Origin of the sequence: Entomobacter blattae, from assembly GCF_014672835.1 — a bacterium.
GTDB lineage: Bacteria > Pseudomonadota > Alphaproteobacteria > Acetobacterales > Acetobacteraceae > Entomobacter > Entomobacter blattae.
This window is the reverse complement of the sequence record NZ_CP060244.1, coordinates 1,025,664-1,050,746: the sequence shown is the minus strand read 5'-3', so window position 1 is coordinate 1,050,746 and position 25,083 is coordinate 1,025,664. Positions and strand designations below refer to the sequence as shown.

The following is a 25,083-nucleotide window of genomic DNA, read 5'->3' as shown; positions in this document are numbered from 1 at the left end:
GGAAGCCCTTCCTTACCCACAAGGGGAAGGGATAATTTGGTACGGGATAGAACAATCGACATCGGTTCTCCCATACCCACGAAGATAAGGGTAACCTTTGCGCACACTGGCCTAAAAGCCAGCCCCACGACATCTTCCCCCACGGGGGAAGAGTAATCTGGAACAGCGCATGTGATGGAGCGATGTGGAAGCCATCTTCCCCATGAGAGGAGGGTAATCTTCCATACCGTCCCTTTTGCAGATGGGACCCTTTTGCAAATGAACTATTACCGCACTTATTTATGCGGCAATGGCATCGGCAAAAAACTGGACATTTCTTTCTGGATCCGCCTTCCCCTGCGCTGTGTTGTAAACCTGTTTATGGTACAGGCTTAGGGCCTTGGCATCGGCTGCATTGGGCAGAGCCAAGGATGAGCGTAAATAGAGGATACGACACATAACGGCAGCATAGGCCAAGTTCGTAACAAGTTGCTGCTTTCTATCCTGGGCTGTCATAAGAAAATTTATTTTTGCCGCAAGATCCTTGTGGTAATAAAGAAAATTGACCCAGATATCCTTATGAGTGTCTGGTTCCATCTGCCACAAACCCAGGGCAGGGCCACCCCCAAATTGGTATAAATACCGGCAATGGCTTTCAGCAATAGCGGTACCTGTCACCAAATTAATAGCAGCGCCCTCATCAAGGCCAACCGCTTTAAGGGCAGGGCTTACAACCCCATTTTTTATATGGGAAATATCTAACCCATATCCGTTTGTGATAAGCATTGTTTTCATCCAATAAAAAATCACCCTTCGGGGTGATTGCCATTATTCAGATGCTGACCTTTGATTGTCCTCTATATTATACCATTCCCATGACACATACCGCTTATGGCTCCATAAGCGCCCCCATACGGCCTTTGCATCTATATTCACACATGTCCGGGTTCACTCATACCGGGTTCACCCATGTCCGGTTAGGCTAACATAAAGGTATAGAAACCTTTTTTAACCTTTATTATTTTTATTTTTACAGGTCTTGTCTTTACAGGCATCATCCTTTGCCACTTCCCGCTCAAACATAAATTTCTGTCGCTTATAATCAAAATATAAGCGAATAACACTGTGCAGGGCATGGAGTATAAACATGCCAAAAACGGGTAAAAGTGTAATAAGCAGGTAAATATCAGGATGATGAGTAGCAAGCCAGGCAAGTTGTGAAGCATCCATATCATCTCATCCCTCCGAGACTGCGGCTAAAAGCAAATACATTCACACCAGCCCAACCAAGCGAGAGCGCAAGCCCAGGATGAAACCCGTATCCAAAAGAATAAATATTCAGGGTAACCCAGCATGCCAACCAAAAAGCCAACACCGAGAAAAACCCCCTTAAAAAGGGTTTTTCAACCCCTAATGAAATCAACTGTCCAACTCCTGTTACCAGCATAATTCCCTGCCATACCGTATCGGGCAATACATGGGTAAACCCTAAATCCGGTGGCCATTCCCTATGAGCCTCAGGCATATCCACCTTAGCCCATAGGGCATAACAAATAAAAACAATGGATGACCAAAACTCGGCATACCAGTGTTCCTTCTGTACTAGCCTTTTTGCCAAATTTTTAAAAAAAACAAACATAACCCCCTCTTCTCAAAAAAACCCTCTCTATAGAAAAAGAGAGAAATAACAGAAATGTTAAAGCCTTTTTAAGGCCCATCCTCCCCGACTTTTTTTGGAACAGAACCCCAATAATGGCCTTTATCAAGGCCATGAAATATGAAGGGCTAAATGATTTTCATCAGCCTTATGCCTTTCACAGGATGCGTCTCTTGGAAGAGAGAAAAATCACTCTTGCAATATAAAACCGGTCAACATCGACCTTTCCTGTAATTTTCTTTGATATTTTATTGGAAGCCTATGATTTTGATGCCCTGTCTATTCAAAATAGGCTATTCAAAATAGGACAACATTCTTCAAACCGCATTTGAATACGGTTTCCACTTGGGCTGATAGGATGGGGAAAAAGCTTCTTTTATAAAGTAATGACAAGGAGGGAAAAACCCACCACTACTGCCCTTTTTATTACACTTCTCCCTTATAGAAAGGGCAGATCAATGAATTTGTAAGCAGTTAATAGAAAATGATTACTTTATTCTTTATAGATAGCATAAATGTGAAGTTTTAAAAAGTTAATTCTCTTACTTTTACTTCCTAAAGGGGACGAAAATTTCTATTTTCCATCAAAATTATTCTTAATAAAATACCGCTTCATAAAATACTGCTGCTCTGTCTCCCGCAAAAAGGGCTAACTTCTCAAGCAGAAATTTCAGGCTCTGAAGGCTCTGAAGGCTCTGAAGGCTCTGAAGGCTCTGAAGGCTCTGAAGGCTCTGAAGGCTCTGAAGGCTCTGAAGGCTCTGAAGGCTCTGAAGGCTCTGAAGGCTCTGAAGGCTCTGAAGGCTCTGAAGGCTCTGAAGGCTCTGAAGCAAAAACCACCTTTTTCAATAATAATCAAGCACTATGAGCTCTTTTCCCAAAAGAAAACCGCCTTCCCCTAAAGGAAGACGGCAGAAGGATGTTTTTAGAAAATTTTAAGCCACTTTTTTTAACCTTATATCCTTCTGTTTTAACTTTAGTTTGAGTATGTGTTTTTTATATGAAAAATCTATGCCTTTATCGAGAATAATAATAGGAAAATCTTATAAAGATGATCATAAATCATAGGGTAATTTTTATTAAAATTTACTCTAGCAATAAAAGGCTAAATCCCTAAGGATTGATATCCCTAAAAATCGATGAATGACCAAGACATTAAAATCTCTTTATAAAAAAGAGAGTCTTATGGTTTTTTACCATACTTGTTCGAGGGTAAGGTCTTCGAAAGTAAGGTGCCTGTCTCGATCATCTGTCATCATTCGTCTTGCAAAGCTGAGAGTTCACCCAATTCATCTCCTCAGTCTCTCAGTCCTGGGGGTATGGGGCTTTGGGGTTTATGCCCTGGGTATGATATGTGCTCGCCCGCTATTCCCCCTCAGGCGCAAATGGTACGACTGATGGAAAAAGCGATGAAAACCTTACCTAATCAACCGACTTTGGATTAATCTAGATTATGGGCTTAAAACAAGGCGGTGGGAAGAGGTTCTTCCCTCCTTGCGTCATATGGTTCAGGCAGCTATTCAGTTACGCGAGAAGGTTAAGACGCTCCGATTGGCTGAGTAATACTGAATAGTCAGCCCCTTCAAAGCTTACACAGAGGTGTAAAATCCCTTTCTTTTCATAAAAATCTCCTAAACTGGCTGCCATTCTGTACCCCACGTCCACGAAAGCCCTACCTAAAAGGAGAAAAGCCACACCAACAGGAGAGGCATACCCCAAGGAAAGACATACCCCAGCGTGCATAAAAATTTTAAGGGTGCTACGTTATCATGCCGATTGAAAAGGGGACCTTGCAAATGATCCCTCCTGTAGGAGCTCCTCAAATTTATAGGATTAATGGGCGTTATATACCCGCCTGCTCTACCCCTTGCTGAGGGATCCTGAGTAAAGCTCTGCTCTAAAACTGGACGTCCCCCATCCTACGCTCAGCTTTACTCACAAAGGGGAATAACCACTTCAGAAAGACAGAGATCTGTTCTAGAATCAACGCCAATAAGCTCAAAGCGCTCATCTTTCTCGGTGTAATCAGGTCTGGGCAAGCGGCATATAGCTCATGTTATTAGAGTCCTTACAACCACGATGAATACAATGCTTGATCATACGATACTTGATCATTTTGGCCTCTAAAAGCAACTGGTGATTAGAAGAAAGCAGAAATAAATCCAGCTTCCCATTACGCTTATTCGTACGTCCGCCATGTGTTGTAACCAGACTCTTACTTGAAGCAGACACTTATAGGAAAAGAGGAGTGTCCAGTGACAAATAGCATATCTTCATAAACAGGTGTTTCATATAACTGAAGCAGAAAATGCCGGAATGAGTTTCTTCCTTAATTCCCTGTTGATTGTGGGGAAGGTCGTAATTCCCCTTACCCCTTAAGAAGCCCCATTGAACAGCGGATAACACCCTTTCCTGAAGCTTCATTCTCAAAAGAATAAGTCATATTCCCGCTTTACGACTCCCGCCCACGTTTGATAGAGAGAGCCCCCATACTCAAAGGAAAATCTCTATTTCTCTATCAATACGAAAAATTCTCTGTGAATAGGAAAAAGCATCTGTGAAAACAGATTAGGCCCCGATCTTTTACAAAATAAAAAATACCCCCGCTCATATCTCTGCTGATGGAGAGCATTGCAAAATCCATAGACTACTGTTTTGAAAAGACGACCTCCCAAGTTTTATCCTCATACATCTGCCTTATATACCTGCCTGCAAGACCCATACTCAACCCAACGAAGCCCACCCTCCATTTTATCCTCACATACCTGCCTGCTAGGGTTCTCTACCCAAAAGCCAGGTCTCTCTAACCCCAAAAAAAGAATAATTCCTTTTTTAAAAACATTCTGGACTAAGCCCACTTTCCCCTCCTTTTTCCCATAAAACAGGAATATTTTACCGAAAAACCTTACCCTTACCCGAGTGGAGAACAAAAAATACACCCGTGAAGAAGAAAGAAACTCCGAGGAGACTAAAAATATTTCTTGATTTATATCTTTAGATATGTTTTAAGATATATATCCAAAGATATAATAAGGACTTTTATTAATGACGATAAAACTATTTAAAATGAAAAAACGCCATCACCCTTTGACCCGTAATCCCTTTTTTGACCCTGCGCATGCTCGCCATCATTCTCAGGAAAGAAAACCGCACCGGCATCCCTTTAAAGGGGGCAGCAGAAGAGAGGGTGGCATTCCCATGCGGTTAGGGCGTAAGTTGCGCTCTGAAGATTTGCAACTTCTTCTTTTAGCCCTGCTTGCAGAAGCCCCCGCGCATGGATACGAGCTTATCACTCGTCTAGAAGCCCTTTCTCAAGGGTTTTACAAGCCCAGCCCGGGAATGATATATCCGGCCTTAACCTATCTGGAAGAAGCGGAATACGCCACGGTGAATCAGGAAGGATCCCGAAAACTTTACGCCCTAACAGAAGCGGGCCACCACACCCTGGACCAACAAAGGGAGCTAGCCAACCAGTTGAAAGCCACCCTCATTTCGATGGGAAAAAGAATGGCTGAATGGCAAGATACTTTCTACACAGAAGGTGATCCCGCCCACGAAGGCCATACGGAGTATTTCCAGGCTCGTAAAGCCCTTAAAGAGGCCCTACATCAAAAAAAAGGATGCTCCCCCGAACAGGAGAAAGCCCTCATCGCCCTATTAAAAAAGACCACCCAGGACATTCTGGATATTTAGCCCAAATTGGATATTTAGCCTAGATTGGGTATTTAACCCAGGCCTTATGTCCACAGGTTTTATGCCCCCAGGTCTTATGCCCAATGGACCTCCTCGTAAGTGGGAAAAACTTCCCACTATCCCCGAAAGGGAGCCATGCCACTAGGGCAACATTAGAGCAAACTGGGATAAACTGGGGCAAAACGATAGGAAAACCCTCTTCTCCCACGGGCAAGTTTTACCCATAACGATGAGTACTGGGGGGATTGACGAGAAATACTCTTTATTTCTTTTTTCTCCCCTCCTTTATTATCCACAATTTATTATCCATAATAAGGGAGAAAGCAAAAGCTCTTCTCATGGGCTCTATCATGGTGGTAATCCTCACACATGGTGGAAAACTTCACAAGGGAGAAAACCTCTCCACCTTGCCGAAAAAAGGGGGTATCACACCGCCTCTCTCCTATTGCCAATTCTCCATAGCGCACCTCGCAGGCGAGAAAGCTCTCCTCTCCTCTCCTCTCCTCTCCTCTCCTCTCCTCTCCTCTCCTCTCCTCTCCTCTCCTCTCCTCTCCTCTCCTCTCCTCTCAAAGATCCTACCATACACTCCCCTGCGTAAAGCATTTTTCTTCTTCAAACCCAAATCTTTATCCCCGACCAACCCCCTTGTGGACAAGAGCGATCTGAATGGCCGGAAGACTCCACGCGCATCTATTGAGCTGCCAGCTCTATGGAAAGGGAAACTACAGGGCATAATGTTCCACTGTCTTTTTTTTGATAACCTGATAGCTGTGGGTAGGGGAGCTACGTTGTGCTTGTTTCTAAAATAGAGGTCTTTGTTCTGACAGCTCTGTGGAGAGGGGAACTACGAATAAAATCCTGGTAGGCTGGTAAGAGAATCTGACAGCTCTATTGATAAGAGAGCTACTCCAGACCATGATCTCAAGCAAACCAAACCGTCATCTCAAGCCAAAATTCGTTGAACAATAAGCTTATTCTTACATTTTCCTAAAGAACACACCCCTTTTTTACACTTATGAAGAGGTGCGGCAGGCCTGATTCAGCACCGCTGAGGAAGGCGATGCGCTTTGAAGGTAAACATTTAAGGGTGAATATAAGAAAACCTCTTTAAAGCAGCCCCTAAGCCAGAAGGGAAATACCCACACCGACAAGCAGCTCAACCTTACGTTTCCCGGCCCAAACCGCAAACAGCCTGCACAAGGTGGAGGACACTGGACCATCCTTTTCATGGCCAATGGCTTTTAAAGCGGCTTGCATATCTCCTCCCTAAGAATCTCCTCCCTGAGAAGAAGAATTGTGGTCTTTTCCCTTTTCCTGCCCTGAAGTTTCCTTCCCTGAGGAAAAGCAGGCTGCCTGCTGGTTTTTTTTACCGTAAAGAGAAGGGTCTACCTTATTCCATCACAAATACATTCGATCACAAACAAAGTAAAAAACAATGTCGTGAAAATGGGCTTTTTGTCCATTTATCCCCCCCCTTTTTAAGGTCATTCTATGGGGTGCGGATTGACACCAACCATCATAATACCAGCTAAAAACGCGTGTATATTCGAGGCGTTATCACACTATGAAATAAGTTCACACCCTGCAACAAACTGGCAGAGGCAATGATAGAGGGACTCTATAACACCGGTAGAAAAACACCAATGGAAAAATACTAATGATAGAAAACACCAACGGTGGAAAACACCGCAAAGACAAGGTAGAGATTCTTTCTCTTAAAATAATGCCCACCATTCCACCTCCATCTTCAAACGAGCAAGCGCAAGAGTAAACAGGCCTGAATCAACAAACCTTTGGAACATGGCCCTATTTTTTTGAGGATGTAAACACAAGAGAACGCTTTAGAAACAGCGATCTGGTGGAGGGGGTTGGATTCGAACCAACGTAGGCGCACGCCAGCGGATTTACAGTCCGCCCCCTTTAGCCACTCGGGCACCCCTCCAGCTTTAGGTATTGGATAGGCAATTAGGGCCGATTGAAAAAAATGTCAATATCCTATGAGGATTTTCTGGTATTTTCTCTCAAATCTTTTATTTTTTTGCCTCTATGAGCCAAAAACAGCCTTAAGACTTCCAAAAACGCCCAGGACCCAGTAAGAAATAAAAATGACCACAAGAGGTCAAAAAATCCCAAAAGAGGCTTTCGCCTTTCCTCCTCATGCGCCATTTCCAAGTACCCTTTCATGCCGAAACCCCCTTCTTCCTTCAAAAATACCCGAGCTCGGCCTAAAAAAAATAAAAAGGCTGGCTTGCCTTTCTCTTCCGCCCCAAGAGCTTTACCCTTAATAAAAGACCGTAAAGCCAAGGGAGAACCCTTTGCACCTGGCACAAAAGCTGATCGGTCTGCTTTTAAAACCGAAAATGGAACTTATTGGCTTTACGGCCTTCACCCCGCAGAAGCTGCCTTACTCAACCCCCATCGAAAAATCCGCCATATCCTTGTAACGGCTGAAACCGAACTACAGCTCCTCAAGCGTCTTTCTGAGCGAGAGCCGGATTTTCGCTGGCCAATCCCCCCAGAGATCACCCAGAAAGAGACCTTAACAAAAGTCTGTGGGGAAGAAGCCGTACACCAAGGGGTTGTCTTGCTTGTTTCTCCACTTTCCCCGCCAGATATTCTAGACATTGCTGAGCAGCAGCGCACCCCTCTTTTGGTATTAGACCAAGTCACAGATCCCCGTAATATCGGGGCCATACTCCGCTCTGCTGCTGCTTTTGGGGTCGGCGCAGTGATAATGCAAACACGCCATGCCCCAGCAGAAAGTGGTGTTTTGGCCAAAGCTGCATCGGGGGCCCTAGAAAAAGTGCCCCTGCTACAGGTTGTTAATCTTTCCCGTGCCTTGGAAAGCCTAAAAAAAGCAGGATATTGGGTTGTAGGCATGGAAGTTTCTGAGAACATCCTGAACGGGGAAGCCTACCACGGCAAGCCAACTGTTTTGGTATTGGGGGCAGAAGGCAGCGGCTTGCGTCGCTTAGTAAGAGAGCATTGTGATGAACTTGCGGGACTTAAAATCCATAACCAAATAGAAAGCCTGAATGTCTCCAATGCTGCAGCCATAGGGCTCTATGAGCTTACCCGTAGCACGCGCACACCCTCATAAACCAACCTAACTCCCTCATCCCCACACCAAGCTTTTAACCCCAACACGCCTGACCAATACACGGAACAACGTGCCCTTATTTTTTGCAGGTGCCAGCTCATTGCAGCTTCATGAACATTTCCACGATATGACCCCATAAAACCACCTATTGCAAAACCTTACCCTCTTTAAAACCATGCCACTTTGCCGCGAGCTCACACTCTGGCTGACAAAAAGGGCTCCTTTCTAAGCCAGGAGAGAAATTAATCTAAGAGTAGATCATTGCAGAAGGGTGATGGTGACTTGGGGGACTATCTTTTCCACATTACGAGATGTTTTGTCTAATCTCGCTGCATGAGCGCCATCTATGGGGGATGATGAGCGATGTCGAGTAAGCCTGTTTTACTCCACAAAGTTTTTCCACCTATCGGTCAAGTAAGACAACCTCTCCCAATAAGACCAGAGGGGAGGATGACCACTCCTCAGCACCGCTCAACTACCCTTTGAGGCAGCATCAATCGAGCAGCCGTTCAAATCTCCACACGACCCAAGCCCCTGAGATAGGCCCTTGAGATAGGCCCTGGGATATTTCTCCAGCCCCCCTGAAGCAGGGATAGCCCAAACAAAAACACCGAACGTTCAAGAAGGCTGAAAAAGCCAAAAAACGCTTTTCCAGCCCAAAAACCTTCCCAAAAACCTCCGTAGAAAAACCCCCAAACCATAAGGGCCAACCTCTCCCAAAGAGACGAGAAAGCCATCGTTTGTTTCATTTCTATGCTTTTATAATAACAGAAAGGAAGAAGCCCCGCAAAACCCGCTAGATGATATAGTCTATGGGGGGTAAGGTTTGATCCATGGTTAAAGCTGGCATTGCGGTATTTCGTACACCCACACGGCGCGCAGGATTGCCTACAACAGTGGTATAGGCATGAACCGATTCCAACACGATGGACCCAGCTCCAATTTTGGCCCCTTCACCAATCACGATATTCCCCAGCACCTTGGCCCCAGCCCCAATCAACACCCCGCGCCTGACCTTGGGGTGGCGATCACCCATATTTTTTCCTGTTCCACCAAGGGTTACCCCTTGCAAGAGGGAAACATCGTTTTCCACAACACAGGTCTCGCCAATGACAATTCCTGTGGCATGGTCCAGAAGGATCCGGCACCCCATGCGTGCTGCTGGGTGAATATCGACCCCGAACACCTCAGAACCGCGGCTTTGTAAATGCAAGGCCAGATATCGTTTCTCCTTCAGCCATAACCAATGGGCCAATCGATAGGTTTGCATAGCATGAAAGCCCTTAAAAAACATAAAGGGTGTAATCAGGTCGGGGCAAGCAGCATCACGCTCAAAAATAGCCTGAAGATCCTCGGCAGCGGCATTCAGCGGGGCGGCATAATTATGGTAGATATCTGCAAAGACATCCATAAGATTTTGGGCAGAAATAGCAGAGTTCCCAAGCTTATGCCCCAGCAAGGTGCAGAGGGCAGAGGGAAGGTTCTCATGTTGGAGAATGGTGGCCTCCAACAACTGGCGAGAAAGAGGGTCACGACAAGATTGGGCCTGCTGACGCATGGTTTGCCATACCTGCAATGTTTCAGCCTTAAGGTGCTCTGCACAATCGTAAAGAGAGGCTCGCCGGTCTTGAACTGTCATATGAATAAACCCCCTTTTATGCCAATTCTTTTAAGCAATCGCTCCATCGTCATTCTCTTTAGCCTAACTTTGCCTAGGGTGGGAAGTGCTTGCCCAGTGCTTGCCCCAAGTCGGTAATGCCCAATCGTTACTGGCAGGGTACTGACTGACAGACCACTGACTGACAGGCTATCCTTATTAAGGCAAGAAAGCATGAAAATATCTTCATAAAAAGAAAAAAAGAAACAAATAACAAAAAAAACTATACAAACCATTCAAATATGGCATGAATAAAGGTATGAAAGGATCCTATTTGCACTTTTTCACTTGCCTCTATAACTTTTTATCCGTCAATAGAATTTTATCCGTCACTACAAAAGGAAGTCCGTCCTGTTCAGTCCTTCCTCCCTTCTTGCTTGATGGCAGGCCAGCCTTTGGATCTTGCTCTCTATTTTTTCTGCCTACCTCCCTATGACGACAGACAGCAAAAGAGAACAACTATGATAACCTCTCCTCCCATAAAAATTCCATTAAGCCTGCTGGCTTTTACCCTCTTTCTTCTCACCCCCTTATTACCCAACCAGGCTTTGGCTGCCTCTCCCCAGATCAACACCGGTGATACTGCCTGGATGTTGATGAGCACGGGCCTTGTGCTACTTATGACCATTCCTGGGGTAGCCCTTTTCTATGCCGGGATGGTCAGGAAGAAAAACGTTCTTTCCACCATGATCCAGTCTTTTGCCTTGTGTTGTATGATCAGCATTGTCTGGGCTGTAATCGGCTACAGCCTGGCATTTGGCACCGGCACCCCTTTTATTGGTGATCTTTCCCAGGTTTTCCTCAATGAGACGGTTGCCCACCTGGTAAAAGGCATCGATACACCCTTTACCTTAGGAGCAGATTCTTCCAACCCCTCAACAATGACAATTCCGGAAAGCGTGTTTTTGGTATTTCAGATGACGTTTGCCATCATTGCTGCGGCCATTATCACCGGTGCTGTTGCGGAGCGAATCAAGTTTAGTGCCTTATGTCTGTTTTCCGTTGCGTGGATCCTTTTGGTTTATATCCCCATTGCCCATTGGGTATGGAGCCCTATGGGCTGGCTGGCGCAGCTCGGGGCTATTGATTTTGCCGGGGGCACGGTTGTCCATATCAATGCTGGGGTGGCAGGGCTTATTGCTGCCCTGGTTGTAGGCCGGCGCACTGGCTATGGGCGTGATGACCTTTCACCCTATAATCTGGTTTACGCCATTATTGGTGCAAGCCTTTTATGGATTGGATGGTTCGGCTTTAACGCAGGCTCTGCCCTGGGAGCGAATGGCCGGGCCGGTATGGCTATGCTCACCACCCAATTGGCTGCTGCTGCTGCCGGCATAAGCTGGATGATCATTGAATGGGCCCACCATGGCAAACCTACGGCTTTGGGCATTATTTCCGGATCTATCGCAGGGCTGGTGGCCATAACACCGGCAGCAGGGTTTGTCCTGCCGGGAAGTGCGATGATCATTGGCTTTATTTCAGGAGCTTTATGTTATTTTTCAGCGACAATCATGAAGCGCAAACTCGGCTATGACGACACACTCGACGCATTTGGCGTTCATGGTGTAGGGGGAATTGTGGGCGCCTTGCTGACTGGCCTTTTTGCTTATGGCCCCCTTTCTGCCACAGAGGCTAACCCCACTGGTACAGTTGGTTCAATGGCGCAAGTTCTTATTCAGGGGAAAGCCGTTGGGGTAACCATTATCTGGTGTGCCGTGGTCAGCTACATCATTCTTAAAATTCTGGATATAACCATTGGCCTACGCGTCAGCCGTGATGAGGAACGTGAGGGCCTGGATATGACCCAGCATGAAGAACGCATAAGTTAAGCCCTTTTAAACCAGGCCCGTTCATAAAGGCCGCTAATAAAAACTTACCAATAGCTCGTTCTGTGCACTGTTTTTTCCAAAATCAAGGGAAAAACAGTGCACAAACAACACAAATCTTATAAAAAACGCATAAAAACGTTATAATTTCCGTAGAGATATCCTGCGTGGAATGTTTTCTTCTGTAGAAAAATGCTATCTTTTCCCTAAGAGTTAATCTGGAGACGACATTTCAATGAATACATCAGAACTTATCAACCAACTGGCTGCCCGGCATAATATTACCAAAGAGCTCAGTAAAGATATTATCCACGATATGCTTCACCTCATCGTTTCTACCGCAGCCTCTGGTCAAGACGTCAGCATTGCAGGCTTTGGCAAATTCAAGGTTACCAATCGCCCAGCCCGTCAGGGAAGAAACCCCTCTACTGGCGAAGTCATCAACATTCCGGCTTCTCGCAAGTTTAGCTTTACCACCGCTAAAGCCGTGCGTGATGAATTGAATGGGGCTAAAGCTGCACCGCCCACCAAAAAGAAAAAATAACCCATTCCCCTTCACAATAATGGCCCCTCCTGGGCTCCACCCAAAAGAGTTTAGAAATCTCTCTACTTCCCTCACAAGAAGTAGCTGTGATGCTCTTTAGGCTGGATTATTAAGGGGCGCATTATTTGATAATATAGATTGCATTTCCTTCTTCTGACCGCTTGTCCTTCTCCTCAGACAGAAATAATAAACCACTCCAGAATAAGGAGTGGCTTATTGCAGCGTTCTCATTACAGAAGGCATCCCGTTTGCCCATTATGACAACTTTGTCAGTTTTTTAGTCCTCTATACAATTTTAGCTCTATACCTACCTCTCTACTTGAAAGAATATGGAGTTCTCGTCACGTGGGCAGTGCTGGCCAGGCTCAGGCCTTCATACCCCAATATAAAAGTCCTTGTCAGCTTCATCTGAATGCGGGTTTAGATAAAAATAAGCCTGCTCCCAAGGCTTTGGCTTTGTTGACTTTCTCAAAGCGGCGCATTGCACAACACATCAAAAAAACCTTGCAAAGTGGGGGTGCCCACACAGAAAACAACCATTGGCCCCATATGAATCCATGGGTTGCTGGCATATATGATTTAGCAAACCGTTGGTTATTAACATCACTCATCATCATAATCTCATTGCCTATATGAACGTGGACAAGCCGTTGGTTGTTCATATCACCCATCACAATAATCTTGTTACCTATGTGGATAGGCAAGACAGCGCCCCTCACCCAGCACGATACGATTCACATTCGTTGTCTATGTGGACGTAGGCAAACCCCTTATTATGCGCGGTTTTTATCCACATAACACGCCATGACCCCAAACGGTAAAAACACTGTTTGCCACGGTTACGAACCTTATCGTTACAGAGATAAAGCAAGAGAGCAATTGGGTTATAAAACTTTATTTCTTCCTGCCACGTCTCAGAAGGAGCGGTAAGGGCCATCGCATTATGTGCTTTGGAGTGTTTGCGCCTTTTTTTGGGCCCCTCTTCCCGATTTTCTTCATTGCCTTCTCCTACTTCTTCTTCTGCTTCTTCCCTACCACAAAGGGTAAGAATGGAGAATTTCAGTTGTTCACCACCCCTATGAGCACTTTCTTCTACTAGGGTTTTCTGCCTCAAAACCTCCATCATCATAAATAGTCTCACCTCTCTGCACGTAAAACCCTTTTTGAAACCTCCCACAGAGGAAACCTGCATTTTTTGGCCTGTATTTTTTGGACAGAATATGGTGGTCTATTTTGCCTTTTCTTATTCCCTTAGCCCTATGGATTGTATTTTTCAAAACCCGTTATGGTTTGAATATTCGGGCTGTTGATGAAGCACCAGCCGCAGCAGATCGTAAGTGTTAAGGTAAAGGCAGTGGTGTTGTTATGTTATTGCCGATTCTGGCCTTACAAATATGGCAGGGGGCCATTTAACCTTATCATTGGTGCCTCTCTGGTCAGAGGGGATGATGAGCTGGATGCGGCTAGAGTGCGATAATCCAGAACGTGATGATATCCCCAGGATGGTTATCTCCTCAACGATCAGGAAATATCCTCTGTAGCCAATGCTGCTGTCATGGTAGAATAAACTGATCTTCAGGAGGACCCTGCGGGGGATCCCCAATGACTAGTCTATCAGTCTGCCAATGTTGGGCAATATATTCCCTCTTCCGGATCAATTATGAGCAATGGAAAATTCATCCTTCGTAAAGATCAGTAACTGACCTCAAGAGAAATTGGCATACTGGCAGCGGTTGGGTTGAGCAAGGTGCCTGTATGGGAGAAGCCCGTTGTGGCTGTTTTTCAACAAGAGATGAACTTGTAGCCCCAGGAAACCCTTTACCGTCAGGCCAAATTTACAATAGTCATGCCGCTATTTTGGGGTCCGCTGCTGAGGAAGCCGGTGCAGAAGTTCTCTATCTGGGCATTGCTGTAGATAAAAGAGAAGCCGTAATAAAAAAAGGCCATAAAGGAAAAATAGTACATCCTCAATGATCTGTGAAAAAAGTCCTACTCAAAAAGACTATTACCAGCTCCTATCCCCTCTCAGCTCAGGCCTCGCCACCAAACTCCTTCTCCTTTCCTGCCATAAAAAGAGTTCCCCATAGCTAGGAATAGTGAGGGTTTTCATGGCTGCGAATCTTAACTTTTAGGGGTCTATCTGCAGGGGCGTCTGAGCTGAGAGGGGATAGGAGCTGGTAATAGTCTTTTTGGGTAGGCAAGGAGAAGGAGTTTGGCGGCAAGGTCTGGGCTGCAGAAGGGGTAAGGATTGATTATCTGGAATAGGAACCCTAGCTGAATCCTACAAAAACCGTGTGCGAAAATGTGGCGATGGGGTTTGGCCCTCTCAAGGCTGCGGTCGGTTGGTTTAACGAGATTTCCCTACAGTTTGTCGAGCCAATGGATGATGATGAGATGACGGCCCTACTGGCCGAACAGGCTGAGCTGCAAGAGAAAATCGATGCAGGCAATGACTGGGAGCTTGACCGTAAAACAGAAATTGCCCTCGATGCCCTGTGTTGCCCCTATAAGTAAAAGGCAGAAACGAAGGCTCAGATAAACCCTCATTTCTGCCTTATCGGGCAGTTATTCCTTACCCCTGAAAAGATGGGGTGCCCTGGAAGGATAGGTTAGAAGAACACGACATGGCTTTTAAAGCCAATAAAAGCGGCATCATTGAGGTCTTTCTGCGCATTGGGGCGGAAATAATATTGGAAATCCGGAGCAAAAACCACACCATCCATCACATGGATAGAGTAGTTTAACTCTATAACCTGAGCATTGCTCTGGATACCGGTGACGGTAGAATCAATAAAAGGCTTTCCTTGGTCTTGCAAGAGATGCTCAGCGCGAATACGCGAACCAGAAACCTTTACAAAACTATAGGCAAAGCCAAGGGTATCGTAAGGCCTATCTTCAATAAAACCACGGTTAAGAATAGCCCAGTAAAACTGAAAATCACGCACAGAGGAATAAGCCGCATTGTGCACAGCCCCCCCTAATAGGGTAAGGCCAGAATCCTTCGTATGAGTTTCGGGGTAATGTAATATCCGCTGATCCATCATCAGCCACATGGAGTAGGTATCCCTACGGGTACGTGCACGATTACCAGAAATAGGGTAAGGAACGTTGTCTCCATCATAAAGGTTATCGGCTATAGGCACATTCTGGTAGGTTGCGCCAATTTTATAATGGCCAGGCAGATCTTTTTCTGCATCATCCAGATAAGGTTCCCAACCCGCTTCTACAGGAATGGTCTGACCGACAATGTTAGAGCCGCTAAAGCGCCAACCTGAACGGTTGGTAAAATTGCCTGGCCCAGGAAACATCCCCTTTTCAGGAAAATATATCCCTGATTGGATATAGAGATCCTTTGCAGGCCGACCACGAACCCTAAGCGCCCAGCTAGAACCAGGATAAGTGGAAATATAGCCGTTATCACCAGCAGATTTAGGCCGCCCACAAAAAGAATTGTTCATAAAGTTACAAAAAAGATTGCTTGAAGCAAAATCTGTCAGCAAGGGGATACGGCCTGCAGCAATGGAAATACGCCCCCCCAACAGGTTTTCCTCGGCAGAAAGGATAACCAATTTGACAGCAACATTTCCCCCACCGCCGTAAATTTCTGATGTATGAGCAAGCCAATCCCCGTAATAACGGTTTGAGGGGCGACCGTAACGGCTTGTTGTAACCAAGTGGGTAGCAAACCCTGGGATCCCGGCAATTTTATCCCAGTCCAAATCAAGCTGAAAACCAACCTGCCCCGCATTTGACCCCCCACCTTTAAGGTTTTTCCCCGGTGTAACCGAGGACATCCCTTGGGCAAACTCATTAATCGTATCAAGAATAATCCCAATTCCATGGCTACGCAGCCAAGGATCTACCCCACCGGCATCCCCAATCATAGATTCTGGGTTGGCAAAAGGAGGAACAATCGGGGAAGAATTTTTCTCGCTTACGCTTGTTAAGGGCGTATCAACCCGTTCCCTGTAACTGGACTGCACCCCTTGTTCGAGTGTTTGGGCCTTTATGGGGCCAACACTCAACAAAGAAGCCATGCAGAATGCCGAGGCAAGCAAAGACCCTTTGAGCATAGGGGCACGGTTTTTAGCCAATAAGCTGTTTTTAAAAGTTTTTTTTTTCGTTGCTTTGTTTCGAGTGTTCAACTTCAACAATCCTTGATACATCATGAGAGCTTTTAATCAGAAAATCTAACCGGTAGATTACAAAAAAAAATTATTTCTCAACATAACTTTTAAGTTATACAAGATCATTAATTAGTTACTAAAAATTCCCATTATTTGGATACCGTAAGAATAATGAAGTTTTTATATGTTGCTTATATACTACATTCTATTGGCCATAGGTGGCTTTTCCTTGCTTTATAAGGCTTTTATTTCTTTTCTTTTTCTATTTGTTTTGGGTACTATTTCTATAGTTCCGTAACTAAAAAAATACAGGCCAACTCTTATAATAAAATAATCCCGCTTTTAACCCCTTTCCCACTAGCTATTACGGGCCCAATAGAGCACGCGCACGGGTTATAAGTTCTATTTATCTTATTTTATCTTAATTTCTGGTCTGTAAAAAACTCACAGAGTCCAGTTTACAGGGTCCTGTCTAGAGTAAGGCTTTGCTAGAGAGCTAATCATAACCCTGAACTAAAAACTGTCTATTACTGCCCAAAAACTATCCCTGCAAGGAAAGACAGTATGAGCCTTTACCAAACAGCCTTATCCCTTACCCTTCTTTAAGGAAGAACGGGTTGCCCTTCTTCTGCCAACCACCTTATTCGATCAAGCCTTGCCCCTCTTCAAACGAACTACGATATTTTCTATAAAAATACTCTTTATGAAAAAGCCGATGGGTCATTACGATGCTTGGCCTTATAGTCCTTCCCAAATTCAACATGACCCCGGTGCTTCAACAATAATAGCATGATCCTTCGGCTGGCAGGCTTCAAACAGCTCTACCAAAGGGCATAGGGGGAAAGCCACTGCCGTTTTGAGATTCATTCAACTGGGCCTTCCTGCTTCAACCACCAATGCACTCAGTCAGGTTTCTCTGCTGAATAAGCCGTTGGATCAAGCTATTATGATAAGCCCTAGTGGGAACCGGTAGGATCAGCGTCAGCTATTACTGACAGAGGGATAGGGATCGTTAATACCAGACAGCAGTGAACGATTCTGTGTCATCCCTCTTTCTTGCTAAGAAAATTCTGCGTAAAGACACGTCTCTATATAACAATCATATTATGATATAAGCTGCTACTATATCAGCCGCTCTCTGAGACCCCCTCTGATGCCCTCCACGCCATTCAGAAAAAATGAGCCCAGCCTTACTCCCTTTACCGAAGGGGCAAAAGGCCATGTGGATCATCCATGGCCCCTCATGAACAGAATAGGCTATTGCCTAAACAAAGGGGGTCATAAAGAAAGATCGACGCGATGAAATGACCTTACAAACCAAGCGGTTTATCTCAACTTCTTCAAAAAATTCAACAGGCGCTCCGTGCCACACGGAAAAAGCTAAAAATCTTATAGAGGTTTGCGGGAACATCTCCTCATATGGAGAGAGCTTATTTGCCCCGTAGCCCTCAACACGCCCACGGCCGAGTATCCTCTCATACGGGGAGAGCTTCGGTTCATTGCCACCAACCAGGCAGCCCATGGGTATCCCCTCATACGGGGAAAATTTGACGCTGGCTTCAATACCCTGGCTTCAATGGAAGCGATTTCACCACTGGGGCATCCCCTCACATGGGGAGAGCTTTGCACCATTGTTTATTTTTTCATCCAAGCTAACGGGCTATCCCCTCATATGGAGAGAGGTTGGATAATATTCCTCCGCGTAACCCCACCCCATATGAAACATTTTCGCATAAGGGGGGCTTGGTCATCATAAATTGTTAGAATTAAATTATTGGAACAAGTTTGACGAGAAGCCCCTCCCTAGGGGAAATGCTGAATACAGCCAAGAGGCGGATAAACCAGAAATCATGGTATTTCCTCCATCTATTGCCCTGGCTATGGGTTTGTTCGAAAAAACCATTACCAACGAGTATCCCCTATGGAAAGCCCTAACGCTTGAAATTAAAAACCACAGGAAAGCTGAAACCTCTCCACAGGAAGCAAGTTTTAAAGGCCGTGCCTCCGTTCAGACCCTTTAATGCACCAAGAGAGGGGCCTTTTAGAGCTTTGCCCATGGTAGGGATAGAGGGGTAATATCTGCCACATTAAGGGTAATGTTGCCGCTTTATCTACGGTAGGGGGATAGGGACTCTTGCGTGACGGCTGGCAGGAAGGCTTTGCTCACGGTAGGGAGCATAGGGAGTCAAGTTGTTTCTTTCCTATTATGTCAAACTATGTCAAACTATGTGAGGTGTAATACATAGAATTGCCATGTTTGGAGCGTTATGTAGGAAAAACTTTTTGACATCTCTACTATTCTGCGTTCTGGCTTTCCATTTCGACCTTTTTTTAATATTTTCGCTCTTCAGGAATATCCATAATGAAAAAATATTTTCTTGGCTGTGCTACCGCTATAACCCTCCTTTCTACAGGGGTCAGCCTTTCGGCTCAGGCCGCACCCCTTTCCAACAAAGAGTGTCATACCCAGTTTGAAGCCGCCCGGAAGGCAGGCACCCTGAATGGCCTGAAGTTTAAAGATTTCAAGGCGAAAAACTGTGAAAACCCCACAACCTCTGAAGAAAGCGCTGCCGCTACAACACCAGCTGCTGCCGCAGCAGCAGATGCCCCTGCGGCAACATCAAAACCAACCGATACCGCAACTACTGCCGGGGTGACCTTTCCTACCGCAATCTCCCCCAAATATACCAAAGAATCTGCTGGCAAAGCCAGAATGCATACCTGTCTTGACCAGTACAGGCTTAATAAAGCCACCAATGCCAACGGGACCCTTAAATGGATTCAAAAAGGAGGCGGTTACTACAGCCAGTGTGTTAAAAAACTGAAGGGTACTGCATAAGCCACCCCCCTAAAACCACCCCTTTTTACAAGGCTTCTGCCAGTACATATAAGACAGTGCATATAAGACAGGATCTTTCTGGGCAGGCAGGGCCAGAGTAAGGTGAGTTGAACGGCATAAAGACCGTAAGGTTATCAAACGCCGGCTATTTTTTAAACATCGGCTATTTTATTAAATACCGGCTAAAGAGTAGTTCTAAAAAAGGGCCTCGTTAGGAGGCCCTTTTTCCATTATCTTGCAACAAACCGTAGCGGTGTAGCGATAACCTCTTGCCACGTCTTCCTTACACCCTTCCCTTATATCCTCTTTGAGGATTCTCCTGGTTCTTGCCGATACTCGGCTTACCGCTCTTTCCGAAAGTCTTTCTTACTCTCAGCTTCTCCTTGAACAAAAAGCTGGCCACTCCCATAAGAAACCCAAATACGCTTGTTGGCAAACCAACTCGCGCCCAGCAACATATCGACCAGATCATTTAACGGTAATACGGTAATGACAGGGGTTTTCTCCCTATAGTCTCCCACGGCAAACGTCTTAAACCGATACCAGTGATACACCACCTCCTGGCCTGCAACACTACTGGCAGTGCCCCCCGGCTGGCTGGCCAAAGCCGCCTCACTAATGCCGATTCTATGGGCTGCCTGGGTGCTGAGAACCAGGGTACGAGCTCCACTATCAAGTAACGCCACCAAGGGTTTTGAGTCCAGCGCCACCTCCAACATCACCCTATGCCCTACACGGCTGAGGGGAACACTGGAATAAGCCCCCGTCCATAACGGCTTAACATTACAGGTAAAAGCCGGCTTCGAAAGAGCATAAAATGATAGTCGCCCCCTGGCAACGTCAAACTCTACTTCCAGATTGGAGAGCATATCCCCCCCGATCAGCCCCACAATAGGGGGGAAAATACGCGGCCTACCGGGCAGTTCCCCTAAGGGAACCGAGACATGATGGAAAGAAACTCCACCCACTTCCACCTCAGGAATTTGCACGTTACTGGTGACATGACTGTTCCCCCGAGAGCCGTAAATCACTGTTTTTCGGTTTGGGTCTGGCTTAAGGGTAAGTTCCCGGGCAATTTGCGGGCTTATCAGGCTGCCTTCCGAGCCCGTATCAACAATCATACGAAAGGCCTTCCCTCCAATATGAACAGGTACTGAAAGATAGCCTTCATCATCCCGCAAAGGGGCTTCGCCCACTTTTTGCATGGCACAAATATTATGGAACTGGGCCAATTGGGGCGTGGTGTTGTGGCCAGCAATATTATGGCCAACCAGAGAAGGAGCTTGAGGTTTAGCGTATAAAGAAGCTGGCATAATACCCGCCATCAAGAAGGCCATCACCCACCCATAGGCCCAGAAAAAACTCTTCTGCACCCCGCTTCCATCAACACCATTTCCTCGATGGGGCCTAAGGACAGGGCAAATTATAGAAACGTTCTTAAGGACTCTCTGCAAGGAGAAAAAATAGCCTTGCCTGTAAAGGAGGTTCTGCACCGCCTGTAAAAAGGGCTGCCACGGCCGGCCAGAAAATGGCAAGACCTTTCCAAAATCCCTAAACACCCTAAAGCCCCCGTAAATCCTAAAGTCACTGGACATCCTAAAGCCCCTGGGCACCCTAAAACGCCAGGGCACCTTAAAACCCCAGAGCATCCTAAAGCCAATAAAGGCGCGCATAATGTTTCATATTTCCCTAAAAAACCTGTCTGCCAACAGGTTTGTATTTTCAATTAGAGCGTGCATGATCCCCGGCTCTAACATGGCATGACCAGCCCCGTTCACCAGACAAAATTTTGCTTCCGGCCAGGCCTTATGCAAATCCCACGCTGTTTTTACAGGAGTGGCCATATCATAGCGGCCTTGTACAATAACTGCAGGAATATGGCGTATTTTCGGGACATCGTCCAGAATCTGGCCTTCTCGCATCCACCCACCATGCATAAAATAGTGGTTTTCTATCCGGGAAAAGGCCAAGGCATACTCAACATCCAAATGCTGGGAAACCATAGAAGCATCGGGATAAAGGGTTAAGGTGCTGCCTTCCCATACGCTCCAGGCAATTGCAGCTTGCTCACGCTTTTGGCGATCCTCACCGATAAGGCGCCGCTGATAGGCAGCCATGATATCGGCCCGTTCCTCCAGGGGAATGGGGGCAAGAAAATCGTCCCATTTATCGGGGAAAATCCACGAGGCCCCTTCCTGATAGTACCATAGCAGCTCTTTTCGGCGCAGTGTAAAAATTCCGCGTAAGACGAGGGCTAAAACCCGTTCAGGGTGGGTTTGGGCATAAATAAGGGCAAGGGTAGACCCCCACGACCCCCCAAAAACCATCCACTGTTCCACGCCAAGCATAATGCGGAGCCGTTCAATATCGGCCACCAAGTGCCAGGTGGTATTATTTTCAAGAGAGGCATGCGGGGTTGAACGGCCACAGCCTCTTTGGTCAAATAATAAAATATTATACCGTTCGGGATCAAACATCTGCCGCTGAAAAGGTGAACACCCCCCTCCTGGTCCCCCATGGAGAAAAACCACCGGCACCCCTTTTGGGTTACCGCATAACTCCCAATAAATGTCGTGGCCATCGCCTGTATTAAGCAGGCCTGTACGGTAGGGATTTATGGGCGGATAGGGTTTGATATCTGCAGAAGGTTCATCCATGAAATTCTCTTTCCATCAGTCATAAAAATTGCTTAAAAAATTACTAAAAAATCAATATCCCCACCAGATTCTCTTAACCTTATTACAAAATCTGTTTTCCCCAAAAGGTTTCGACATGAGCCGCCTTTTATACCCCTACTTATGCCCCCCTAACCTTGGCCCCCCGTCTTAAACCACCGTCTTAAACCACCGTCTTGGACCACCCCGCGTTGGACCTCCACCTTGAGCTCCTTGTTAGGCTCAACCATACACCAAGATTGCATCACTTTTTCCCAGTTGGGAAAAGAAAGACGCCCTTTTCATACAAACAGCTGCCATAAATATAAAAAATAAGAAGGTATAAAAAAGAACAAGATATTTTGCAGCCTATTCTCCGCATTAGAAAGCTTAATCCTTCCCTTACCCTTCATGATTTTCCCTTATTTTCTCATTGGCGATCGCGCCATTAATCACGGATCCCTTTTTTACAGTTGACTGATAAAAACAAAAAACAGAGACAACAGAAGATCTCATTGCCCGTGTTAACAAGCGCCTGCGCCATATGGTGGGCCAAATTCTATAGGTTTCCCCCGGCGCAATCCAAGCAGGATCCATTTTTCTCATTATCCATAGCTTATCCTCAGCCATGCTTTATTCATACTTTACCCTATGCCTTTTGAGAGCTCAATACGGCTTAGCTACCTTTCAACCTTGGCTACTCTTCCAAAATGCCTACATGGAACAAAATATATGGCCTTTCACGCTTTACCCTTTTTCACCCTTCAGGAAAACCCAACCCCTTAGCTCGTATCCCCAAGAACGGTTCTTGACCTTGAGGGACACCAGATAGGATTTTAACAAGATGATATTAGGGGGTTCAACGGCACTTAAACGCTGATTCTGCCCATATCCTTTCTACCCTATATTCCTTCTTTCCCTCATACTCATCCTTACTCCTTTTTGGGCCACCTCCCTTTTTGGCACCATAACAGGCTCTACAGGGTTACCCTGTGGTCTTAGGCTTCCTTGTTTTTAGCCCCTTTCCCCTCTGGTCTACCGCTTTACCGGAAACCCTGCCCTTGCCCCAGCCTTGGCTTTAGCCTTAGCCTTAGCCTTAGCCTGCGGGCTTGCTTTTGCCTGTGGACTTTTTATACGTGTTTTTGACTCAGTGGGCCCTAACCCGATCCTCGATCTTATGCCCAATCCAACACCTGGCTCTTCCCTTATCCCTAATCCTGTTTCAGGTTCCGTTCCTGAGGATGTTATAACGGGATTTGGAGCAGATCCGGCACGGGGATGAGCCTGTTGCCAGACCTTTTTTAAATAGTCTTCATCCGCTAGGGCATAACGCTGGGTCGAAGAGAGGCTGGCATGGCCCAAAAGCTCCTGAATAGTGCGTAAATCCCCACCTTCTGTCATCAAATGGCTCGCAAAAGAATGGCGTAGGCTATGTGGGGTTGTATATTCTGGCAACCCTGTCAGCCTACGGTAATCTCGCAGGGCCTTTTGGGCAATCGCTGCTTGCAAGCGCCCCCCCCTGGCCCCTACAAAAAGCGGAGCAGCCAGATGATTTCTTTGGGGATGAACCACTAACCATTGGGTTATGGCTGCCATCACTTCCGGAAGCAATGGCACCAAACGCTCTTTGCCCCCTTTTCCCCTCACGGTAAAAATAGCCTCTCCATCCCCTGTTAAGGAGGCAGCCTTGATATCGGCAATATCCAGCCCCAGCGCCTCGGAAATACGCAAACCTGTACCATAAAGCAAAATAAAAAGGGCATGATCGCGCAAGCTTGCCTCTGGATGGCGGGCAAAATCGCCAATATGGGTTACCACATCCTCGGCCTGCGCTTTATCTAAGGGGCGTGGTAACGGCACACGGGCCCGCATACGGCTGACCAGGGCGGGGGCATTGCCCGTATAGCCATGCCTTTTTCCTAAAAAGCGAAAAAAAGAACGAATACAGGAAAGCCTACGCCTGCGAGTTCGCAAGGCCCCTTCACTTGTATGGTAACCCCCTTGATGATGGCCCTTTGGCAGAGGGGCTTCTGTTTCATAAACCAGCCAGGCACGCAAATCCATATGAGTAAGAGTTTTAAGATGAGAAAGGCTACACTCCCCCCCAAGGTGAAGGGATAAAAATACCCCAAAACGCCTTAGATCTTCTGCATAAGCCATAATCGTATTGGGGGCCATTCGACGCTCTAGGCGCATCCAGGACAAAAAGCAGGTCACCAGTTCCGAAAAAGTGAGCTCCTCGTGATTTTCCAACTCATTATGGCCTATGGGGGGCGATTCTATCGCCTGGCCATGGACTGCACCACCCGCTACGGAATCCCTCGCCGTGTCACTCTCATAAGAGGAAAAATCTGTCTTTTCGTGCTTCTCTGCTCCCACTATTGACCCTTCCAACACGGAGGCATGACCACGCTGGGGTTTATCAGGCTTGGATTTATCACGCTGAGGTTTGTCAGACTTAAGCCTATCAGGCTCAGACTGGCCAGGCCCAGACTGACCAGACTCAAACTGAGCTGGCTCAAACGGACCAGGTTTGGGTTCTAACGCTCCGTTCTGGAATGGATAACGCTGCCTTTTTCGTGCTGATAATTCAGCCATATCTGTTCATCCGTATCTTTGTTTTGTCACTGTTTTGTCACTGAGCCTTTGTTCACTGCACTGCCCAACATTAACCCGATCGATCCTCACCAGACCAGCGACCAACCCAAAGCCATCAAAGCCTTGCCCCACAGTTTTCTCTGAAATATTGACCAGACCTTACGCCCCACACTTTATACCCCAGGCCTTATCCCTCAAATCTTATGTTCCCAATCTTACGCCCCAAATCTTATGCTCCAGACCTTACGCGAGAAGAAAGGGCCAGAGCATGCGCTATGAGATCCTTTATCAAAAAGCTTAGCACTTTTTATGGTATTCTCCACCCAATAACGTTATTATAACCCCACAATCGGGGTAAAATAGCGCCATCAACACCCTTTCCTTCCTGTTCCAGCCTTTCTTACTTCCTTCT

General features: G+C 46.3%; 20 protein-coding genes, 1 tRNA gene and 1 pseudogene. 10 read left to right on the top strand and 12 right to left on the bottom strand.

Translation table 11 applies throughout. The annotated features are described in order from the left end of the window. Window positions 1-279 precede the first annotated feature (279 nt). From JGUZn3_RS04700 to JGUZn3_RS04690, 3 genes are all read right to left on the bottom strand, one after another. On the bottom strand, window positions 280-774 hold the full coding sequence (locus tag JGUZn3_RS04700) for a hypothetical protein (protein WP_408871757.1): 495 nt from the start codon (window positions 772-774) through the stop codon (window positions 280-282). A 213-nt stretch (window positions 775-987) separates the two neighbouring features. Then, window positions 988-1,209, bottom strand: coding sequence for a hypothetical protein (locus JGUZn3_RS04695; RefSeq protein WP_203414520.1), 222 nt, complete (start codon window positions 1,207-1,209; stop codon window positions 988-990). Window position 1,210: 1 nt separating this feature from the next. Further along, a complete protein-coding gene (locus tag JGUZn3_RS04690) occupies window positions 1,211-1,618 on the bottom strand; it encodes a hypothetical protein (RefSeq protein ID WP_203414519.1) in 408 nt (135 codons plus the stop codon). A gap of 1,440 nt (window positions 1,619-3,058) precedes the next feature. On the opposite strand from JGUZn3_RS04690, the gene JGUZn3_RS12840 reads away from it, so the two are divergent. After that, the gene (locus JGUZn3_RS12840) at window positions 3,059-3,196 is read left to right on the top strand and encodes a hypothetical protein (RefSeq protein WP_203414811.1); all 138 of its coding nucleotides are present in this window, start codon (window positions 3,059-3,061) and stop codon (window positions 3,194-3,196) included. On the opposite strand, the gene JGUZn3_RS12585 is transcribed toward JGUZn3_RS12840, so the two are convergent. Continuing rightward, complete coding sequence (locus tag JGUZn3_RS12585) at window positions 3,158-3,280, bottom strand: hypothetical protein (protein ID WP_275402854.1); 123 nt, start codon at window positions 3,278-3,280, stop codon at window positions 3,158-3,160. The genes JGUZn3_RS12840 and JGUZn3_RS12585 overlap by 39 nt on opposite strands. A 1,398-nt stretch (window positions 3,281-4,678) precedes the next feature. On the opposite strand from JGUZn3_RS12585, the gene JGUZn3_RS04675 reads away from it, so the two are divergent. Beyond that, entirely contained in the window at window positions 4,679-5,326 is a 648-nt protein-coding gene (locus JGUZn3_RS04675) for a PadR family transcriptional regulator (RefSeq protein ID WP_203414518.1), read from the top strand. A gap of 229 nt (window positions 5,327-5,555) precedes the next feature. After that, window positions 5,556-5,924 carry a hypothetical protein gene (locus JGUZn3_RS04670; RefSeq protein WP_203414517.1) on the top strand — a complete coding sequence of 123 codons (369 nt, stop codon included), beginning with the start codon at window positions 5,556-5,558 and terminating at the stop codon, window positions 5,922-5,924. 521 nt (window positions 5,925-6,445) lie between these two features. Here the strand turns inward: JGUZn3_RS04670 and JGUZn3_RS04665 are convergent. Together JGUZn3_RS04665 and JGUZn3_RS04660 are read right to left on the bottom strand one after the other, a co-directional pair. Beyond that, window positions 6,446-6,583: a hypothetical protein gene (locus JGUZn3_RS04665; RefSeq protein WP_203414516.1), complete on the bottom strand. Its 138-nt coding sequence runs from the start codon at window positions 6,581-6,583 to the stop codon at window positions 6,446-6,448. Between the two features lie 599 nt (window positions 6,584-7,182). Next, window positions 7,183-7,268 (bottom strand) — tRNA-Tyr (locus JGUZn3_RS04660). 240 nt (window positions 7,269-7,508) lie between these two features. Here JGUZn3_RS04660 and rlmB point away from each other — a divergent pair. After that, the gene (gene rlmB, locus JGUZn3_RS04655; protein WP_203414515.1) at window positions 7,509-8,426 is read left to right on the top strand and encodes a 23S rRNA (guanosine(2251)-2'-O)-methyltransferase RlmB; all 918 of its coding nucleotides are present in this window, start codon (window positions 7,509-7,511) and stop codon (window positions 8,424-8,426) included. A gap of 796 nt (window positions 8,427-9,222) precedes the next feature. On the opposite strand, the gene cysE is transcribed toward rlmB, so the two are convergent. Next, window positions 9,223-10,065: a serine O-acetyltransferase gene (gene cysE / locus JGUZn3_RS04650; protein WP_408871756.1), complete on the bottom strand. Its 843-nt coding sequence runs from the start codon at window positions 10,063-10,065 to the stop codon at window positions 9,223-9,225. A 479-nt stretch (window positions 10,066-10,544) separates the two neighbouring features. On the opposite strand from cysE, the gene JGUZn3_RS04645 reads away from it, so the two are divergent. Next, a complete protein-coding gene (locus JGUZn3_RS04645) occupies window positions 10,545-11,912 on the top strand; it encodes an ammonium transporter (RefSeq protein ID WP_203414514.1) in 1,368 nt (455 codons plus the stop codon). 232 nt (window positions 11,913-12,144) lie between these two features. Continuing rightward, on the top strand, window positions 12,145-12,453 hold the full coding sequence (locus tag JGUZn3_RS04640; RefSeq protein ID WP_203414513.1) for an HU family DNA-binding protein: 309 nt from the start codon (window positions 12,145-12,147) through the stop codon (window positions 12,451-12,453). Between the two features lie 715 nt (window positions 12,454-13,168). Here JGUZn3_RS04640 and JGUZn3_RS04635 read toward each other — a convergent pair. After that, window positions 13,169-13,582 carry a hypothetical protein gene (locus JGUZn3_RS04635; RefSeq protein ID WP_203414512.1) on the bottom strand — a complete coding sequence of 138 codons (414 nt, stop codon included), beginning with the start codon at window positions 13,580-13,582 and terminating at the stop codon, window positions 13,169-13,171. Window positions 13,583-14,208: 626 nt separating this feature from the next. Between JGUZn3_RS04635 and JGUZn3_RS04630 the strand changes: the two genes are divergently transcribed. Further along, window positions 14,209-14,427: a hypothetical protein gene (locus JGUZn3_RS04630; protein ID WP_203414511.1), complete on the top strand. Its 219-nt coding sequence runs from the start codon at window positions 14,209-14,211 to the stop codon at window positions 14,425-14,427. Window positions 14,428-14,649: 222 nt separating this feature from the next. Then, window positions 14,650-14,958 (top strand): annotated as a pseudogene (locus JGUZn3_RS04625) (energy-dependent translational throttle protein EttA); the annotation flags it as partial. 104 nt (window positions 14,959-15,062) lie between these two features. Here the strand turns inward: JGUZn3_RS04625 and JGUZn3_RS04620 are convergent. Then, the gene (locus JGUZn3_RS04620) at window positions 15,063-16,598 is read right to left on the bottom strand and encodes a carbohydrate porin (protein ID WP_203414510.1); all 1,536 of its coding nucleotides are present in this window, start codon (window positions 16,596-16,598) and stop codon (window positions 15,063-15,065) included. Between the two features lie 1,832 nt (window positions 16,599-18,430). On the opposite strand from JGUZn3_RS04620, the gene JGUZn3_RS04615 reads away from it, so the two are divergent. Both JGUZn3_RS04615 and JGUZn3_RS04610 read left to right on the top strand, forming a co-directional pair. After that, the gene (locus JGUZn3_RS04615; protein WP_203414509.1) at window positions 18,431-18,601 is read left to right on the top strand and encodes a hypothetical protein; all 171 of its coding nucleotides are present in this window, start codon (window positions 18,431-18,433) and stop codon (window positions 18,599-18,601) included. 341 nt (window positions 18,602-18,942) lie between these two features. Next, window positions 18,943-19,419, top strand: a complete 477-nt coding sequence (locus JGUZn3_RS04610) for a hypothetical protein (protein WP_203414508.1) — start codon at window positions 18,943-18,945, stop codon at window positions 19,417-19,419. Window positions 19,420-19,760: 341 nt separating this feature from the next. Here JGUZn3_RS04610 and JGUZn3_RS04605 read toward each other — a convergent pair whose 3' ends face one another. From JGUZn3_RS04605 to JGUZn3_RS04595, 3 genes are all read right to left on the bottom strand, one after another. After that, window positions 19,761-21,014: a retroviral-like aspartic protease family protein gene (locus tag JGUZn3_RS04605; RefSeq protein WP_203414507.1), complete on the bottom strand. Its 1,254-nt coding sequence runs from the start codon at window positions 21,012-21,014 to the stop codon at window positions 19,761-19,763. Between the two features lie 84 nt (window positions 21,015-21,098). Beyond that, window positions 21,099-22,076: a prolyl aminopeptidase gene (gene pip, locus JGUZn3_RS04600; RefSeq protein ID WP_203414506.1), complete on the bottom strand. Its 978-nt coding sequence runs from the start codon at window positions 22,074-22,076 to the stop codon at window positions 21,099-21,101. A gap of 1,032 nt (window positions 22,077-23,108) precedes the next feature. Continuing rightward, on the bottom strand, window positions 23,109-24,671 hold the full coding sequence (locus tag JGUZn3_RS04595) for a tyrosine recombinase XerC (RefSeq protein ID WP_238996902.1): 1,563 nt from the start codon (window positions 24,669-24,671) through the stop codon (window positions 23,109-23,111). Between the last annotated feature and the right edge of the window lie 412 nt (window positions 24,672-25,083).

Coding starts and splice junctions, on each gene's coding strand:
- JGUZn3_RS04700 (WP_408871757.1), bottom strand. CDS start 774: ATGAAAACAATGCTTATCACAAACGGATATGGGTTAGATATTTCCCAT.
- JGUZn3_RS04695 (WP_203414520.1), bottom strand. CDS start 1,209: ATGGATGCTTCACAACTTGCCTGGCTTGCTACTCATCATCCTGATATT.
- JGUZn3_RS04690 (WP_203414519.1), bottom strand. CDS start 1,618: ATGTTTGTTTTTTTTAAAAATTTGGCAAAAAGGCTAGTACAGAAGGAA.
- JGUZn3_RS12585 (WP_275402854.1), bottom strand. CDS start 3,280: ATGGCAGCCAGTTTAGGAGATTTTTATGAAAAGAAAGGGATTTTACAC.
- JGUZn3_RS04675 (WP_203414518.1), top strand. CDS start 4,679: ATGACGATAAAACTATTTAAAATGAAAAAACGCCATCACCCTTTGACC.
- JGUZn3_RS04670 (WP_203414517.1), top strand. CDS start 5,556: ATGAGTACTGGGGGGATTGACGAGAAATACTCTTTATTTCTTTTTTCT.
- JGUZn3_RS04665 (WP_203414516.1), bottom strand. CDS start 6,583: ATGCAAGCCGCTTTAAAAGCCATTGGCCATGAAAAGGATGGTCCAGTG.
- rlmB (WP_203414515.1), top strand. CDS start 7,509: ATGCCGAAACCCCCTTCTTCCTTCAAAAATACCCGAGCTCGGCCTAAA.
- cysE (WP_408871756.1), bottom strand. CDS start 10,065: ATGACAGTTCAAGACCGGCGAGCCTCTCTTTACGATTGTGCAGAGCAC.
- JGUZn3_RS04645 (WP_203414514.1), top strand. CDS start 10,545: ATGATAACCTCTCCTCCCATAAAAATTCCATTAAGCCTGCTGGCTTTT.
- JGUZn3_RS04640 (WP_203414513.1), top strand. CDS start 12,145: ATGAATACATCAGAACTTATCAACCAACTGGCTGCCCGGCATAATATT.
- JGUZn3_RS04635 (WP_203414512.1), bottom strand. CDS start 13,582: ATGATGATGGAGGTTTTGAGGCAGAAAACCCTAGTAGAAGAAAGTGCT.
- JGUZn3_RS04630 (WP_203414511.1), top strand. CDS start 14,209: ATGGGAGAAGCCCGTTGTGGCTGTTTTTCAACAAGAGATGAACTTGTA.
- JGUZn3_RS04615 (WP_203414509.1), top strand. CDS start 18,431: ATGGTATTTCCTCCATCTATTGCCCTGGCTATGGGTTTGTTCGAAAAA.
- JGUZn3_RS04610 (WP_203414508.1), top strand. CDS start 18,943: ATGAAAAAATATTTTCTTGGCTGTGCTACCGCTATAACCCTCCTTTCT.
- JGUZn3_RS04605 (WP_203414507.1), bottom strand. CDS start 21,014: ATGTCCAGTGACTTTAGGATTTACGGGGGCTTTAGGGTGTTTAGGGAT.
- pip (WP_203414506.1), bottom strand. CDS start 22,076: ATGGATGAACCTTCTGCAGATATCAAACCCTATCCGCCCATAAATCCC.
- JGUZn3_RS04595 (WP_238996902.1), bottom strand. CDS start 24,671: ATGGCTGAATTATCAGCACGAAAAAGGCAGCGTTATCCATTCCAGAAC.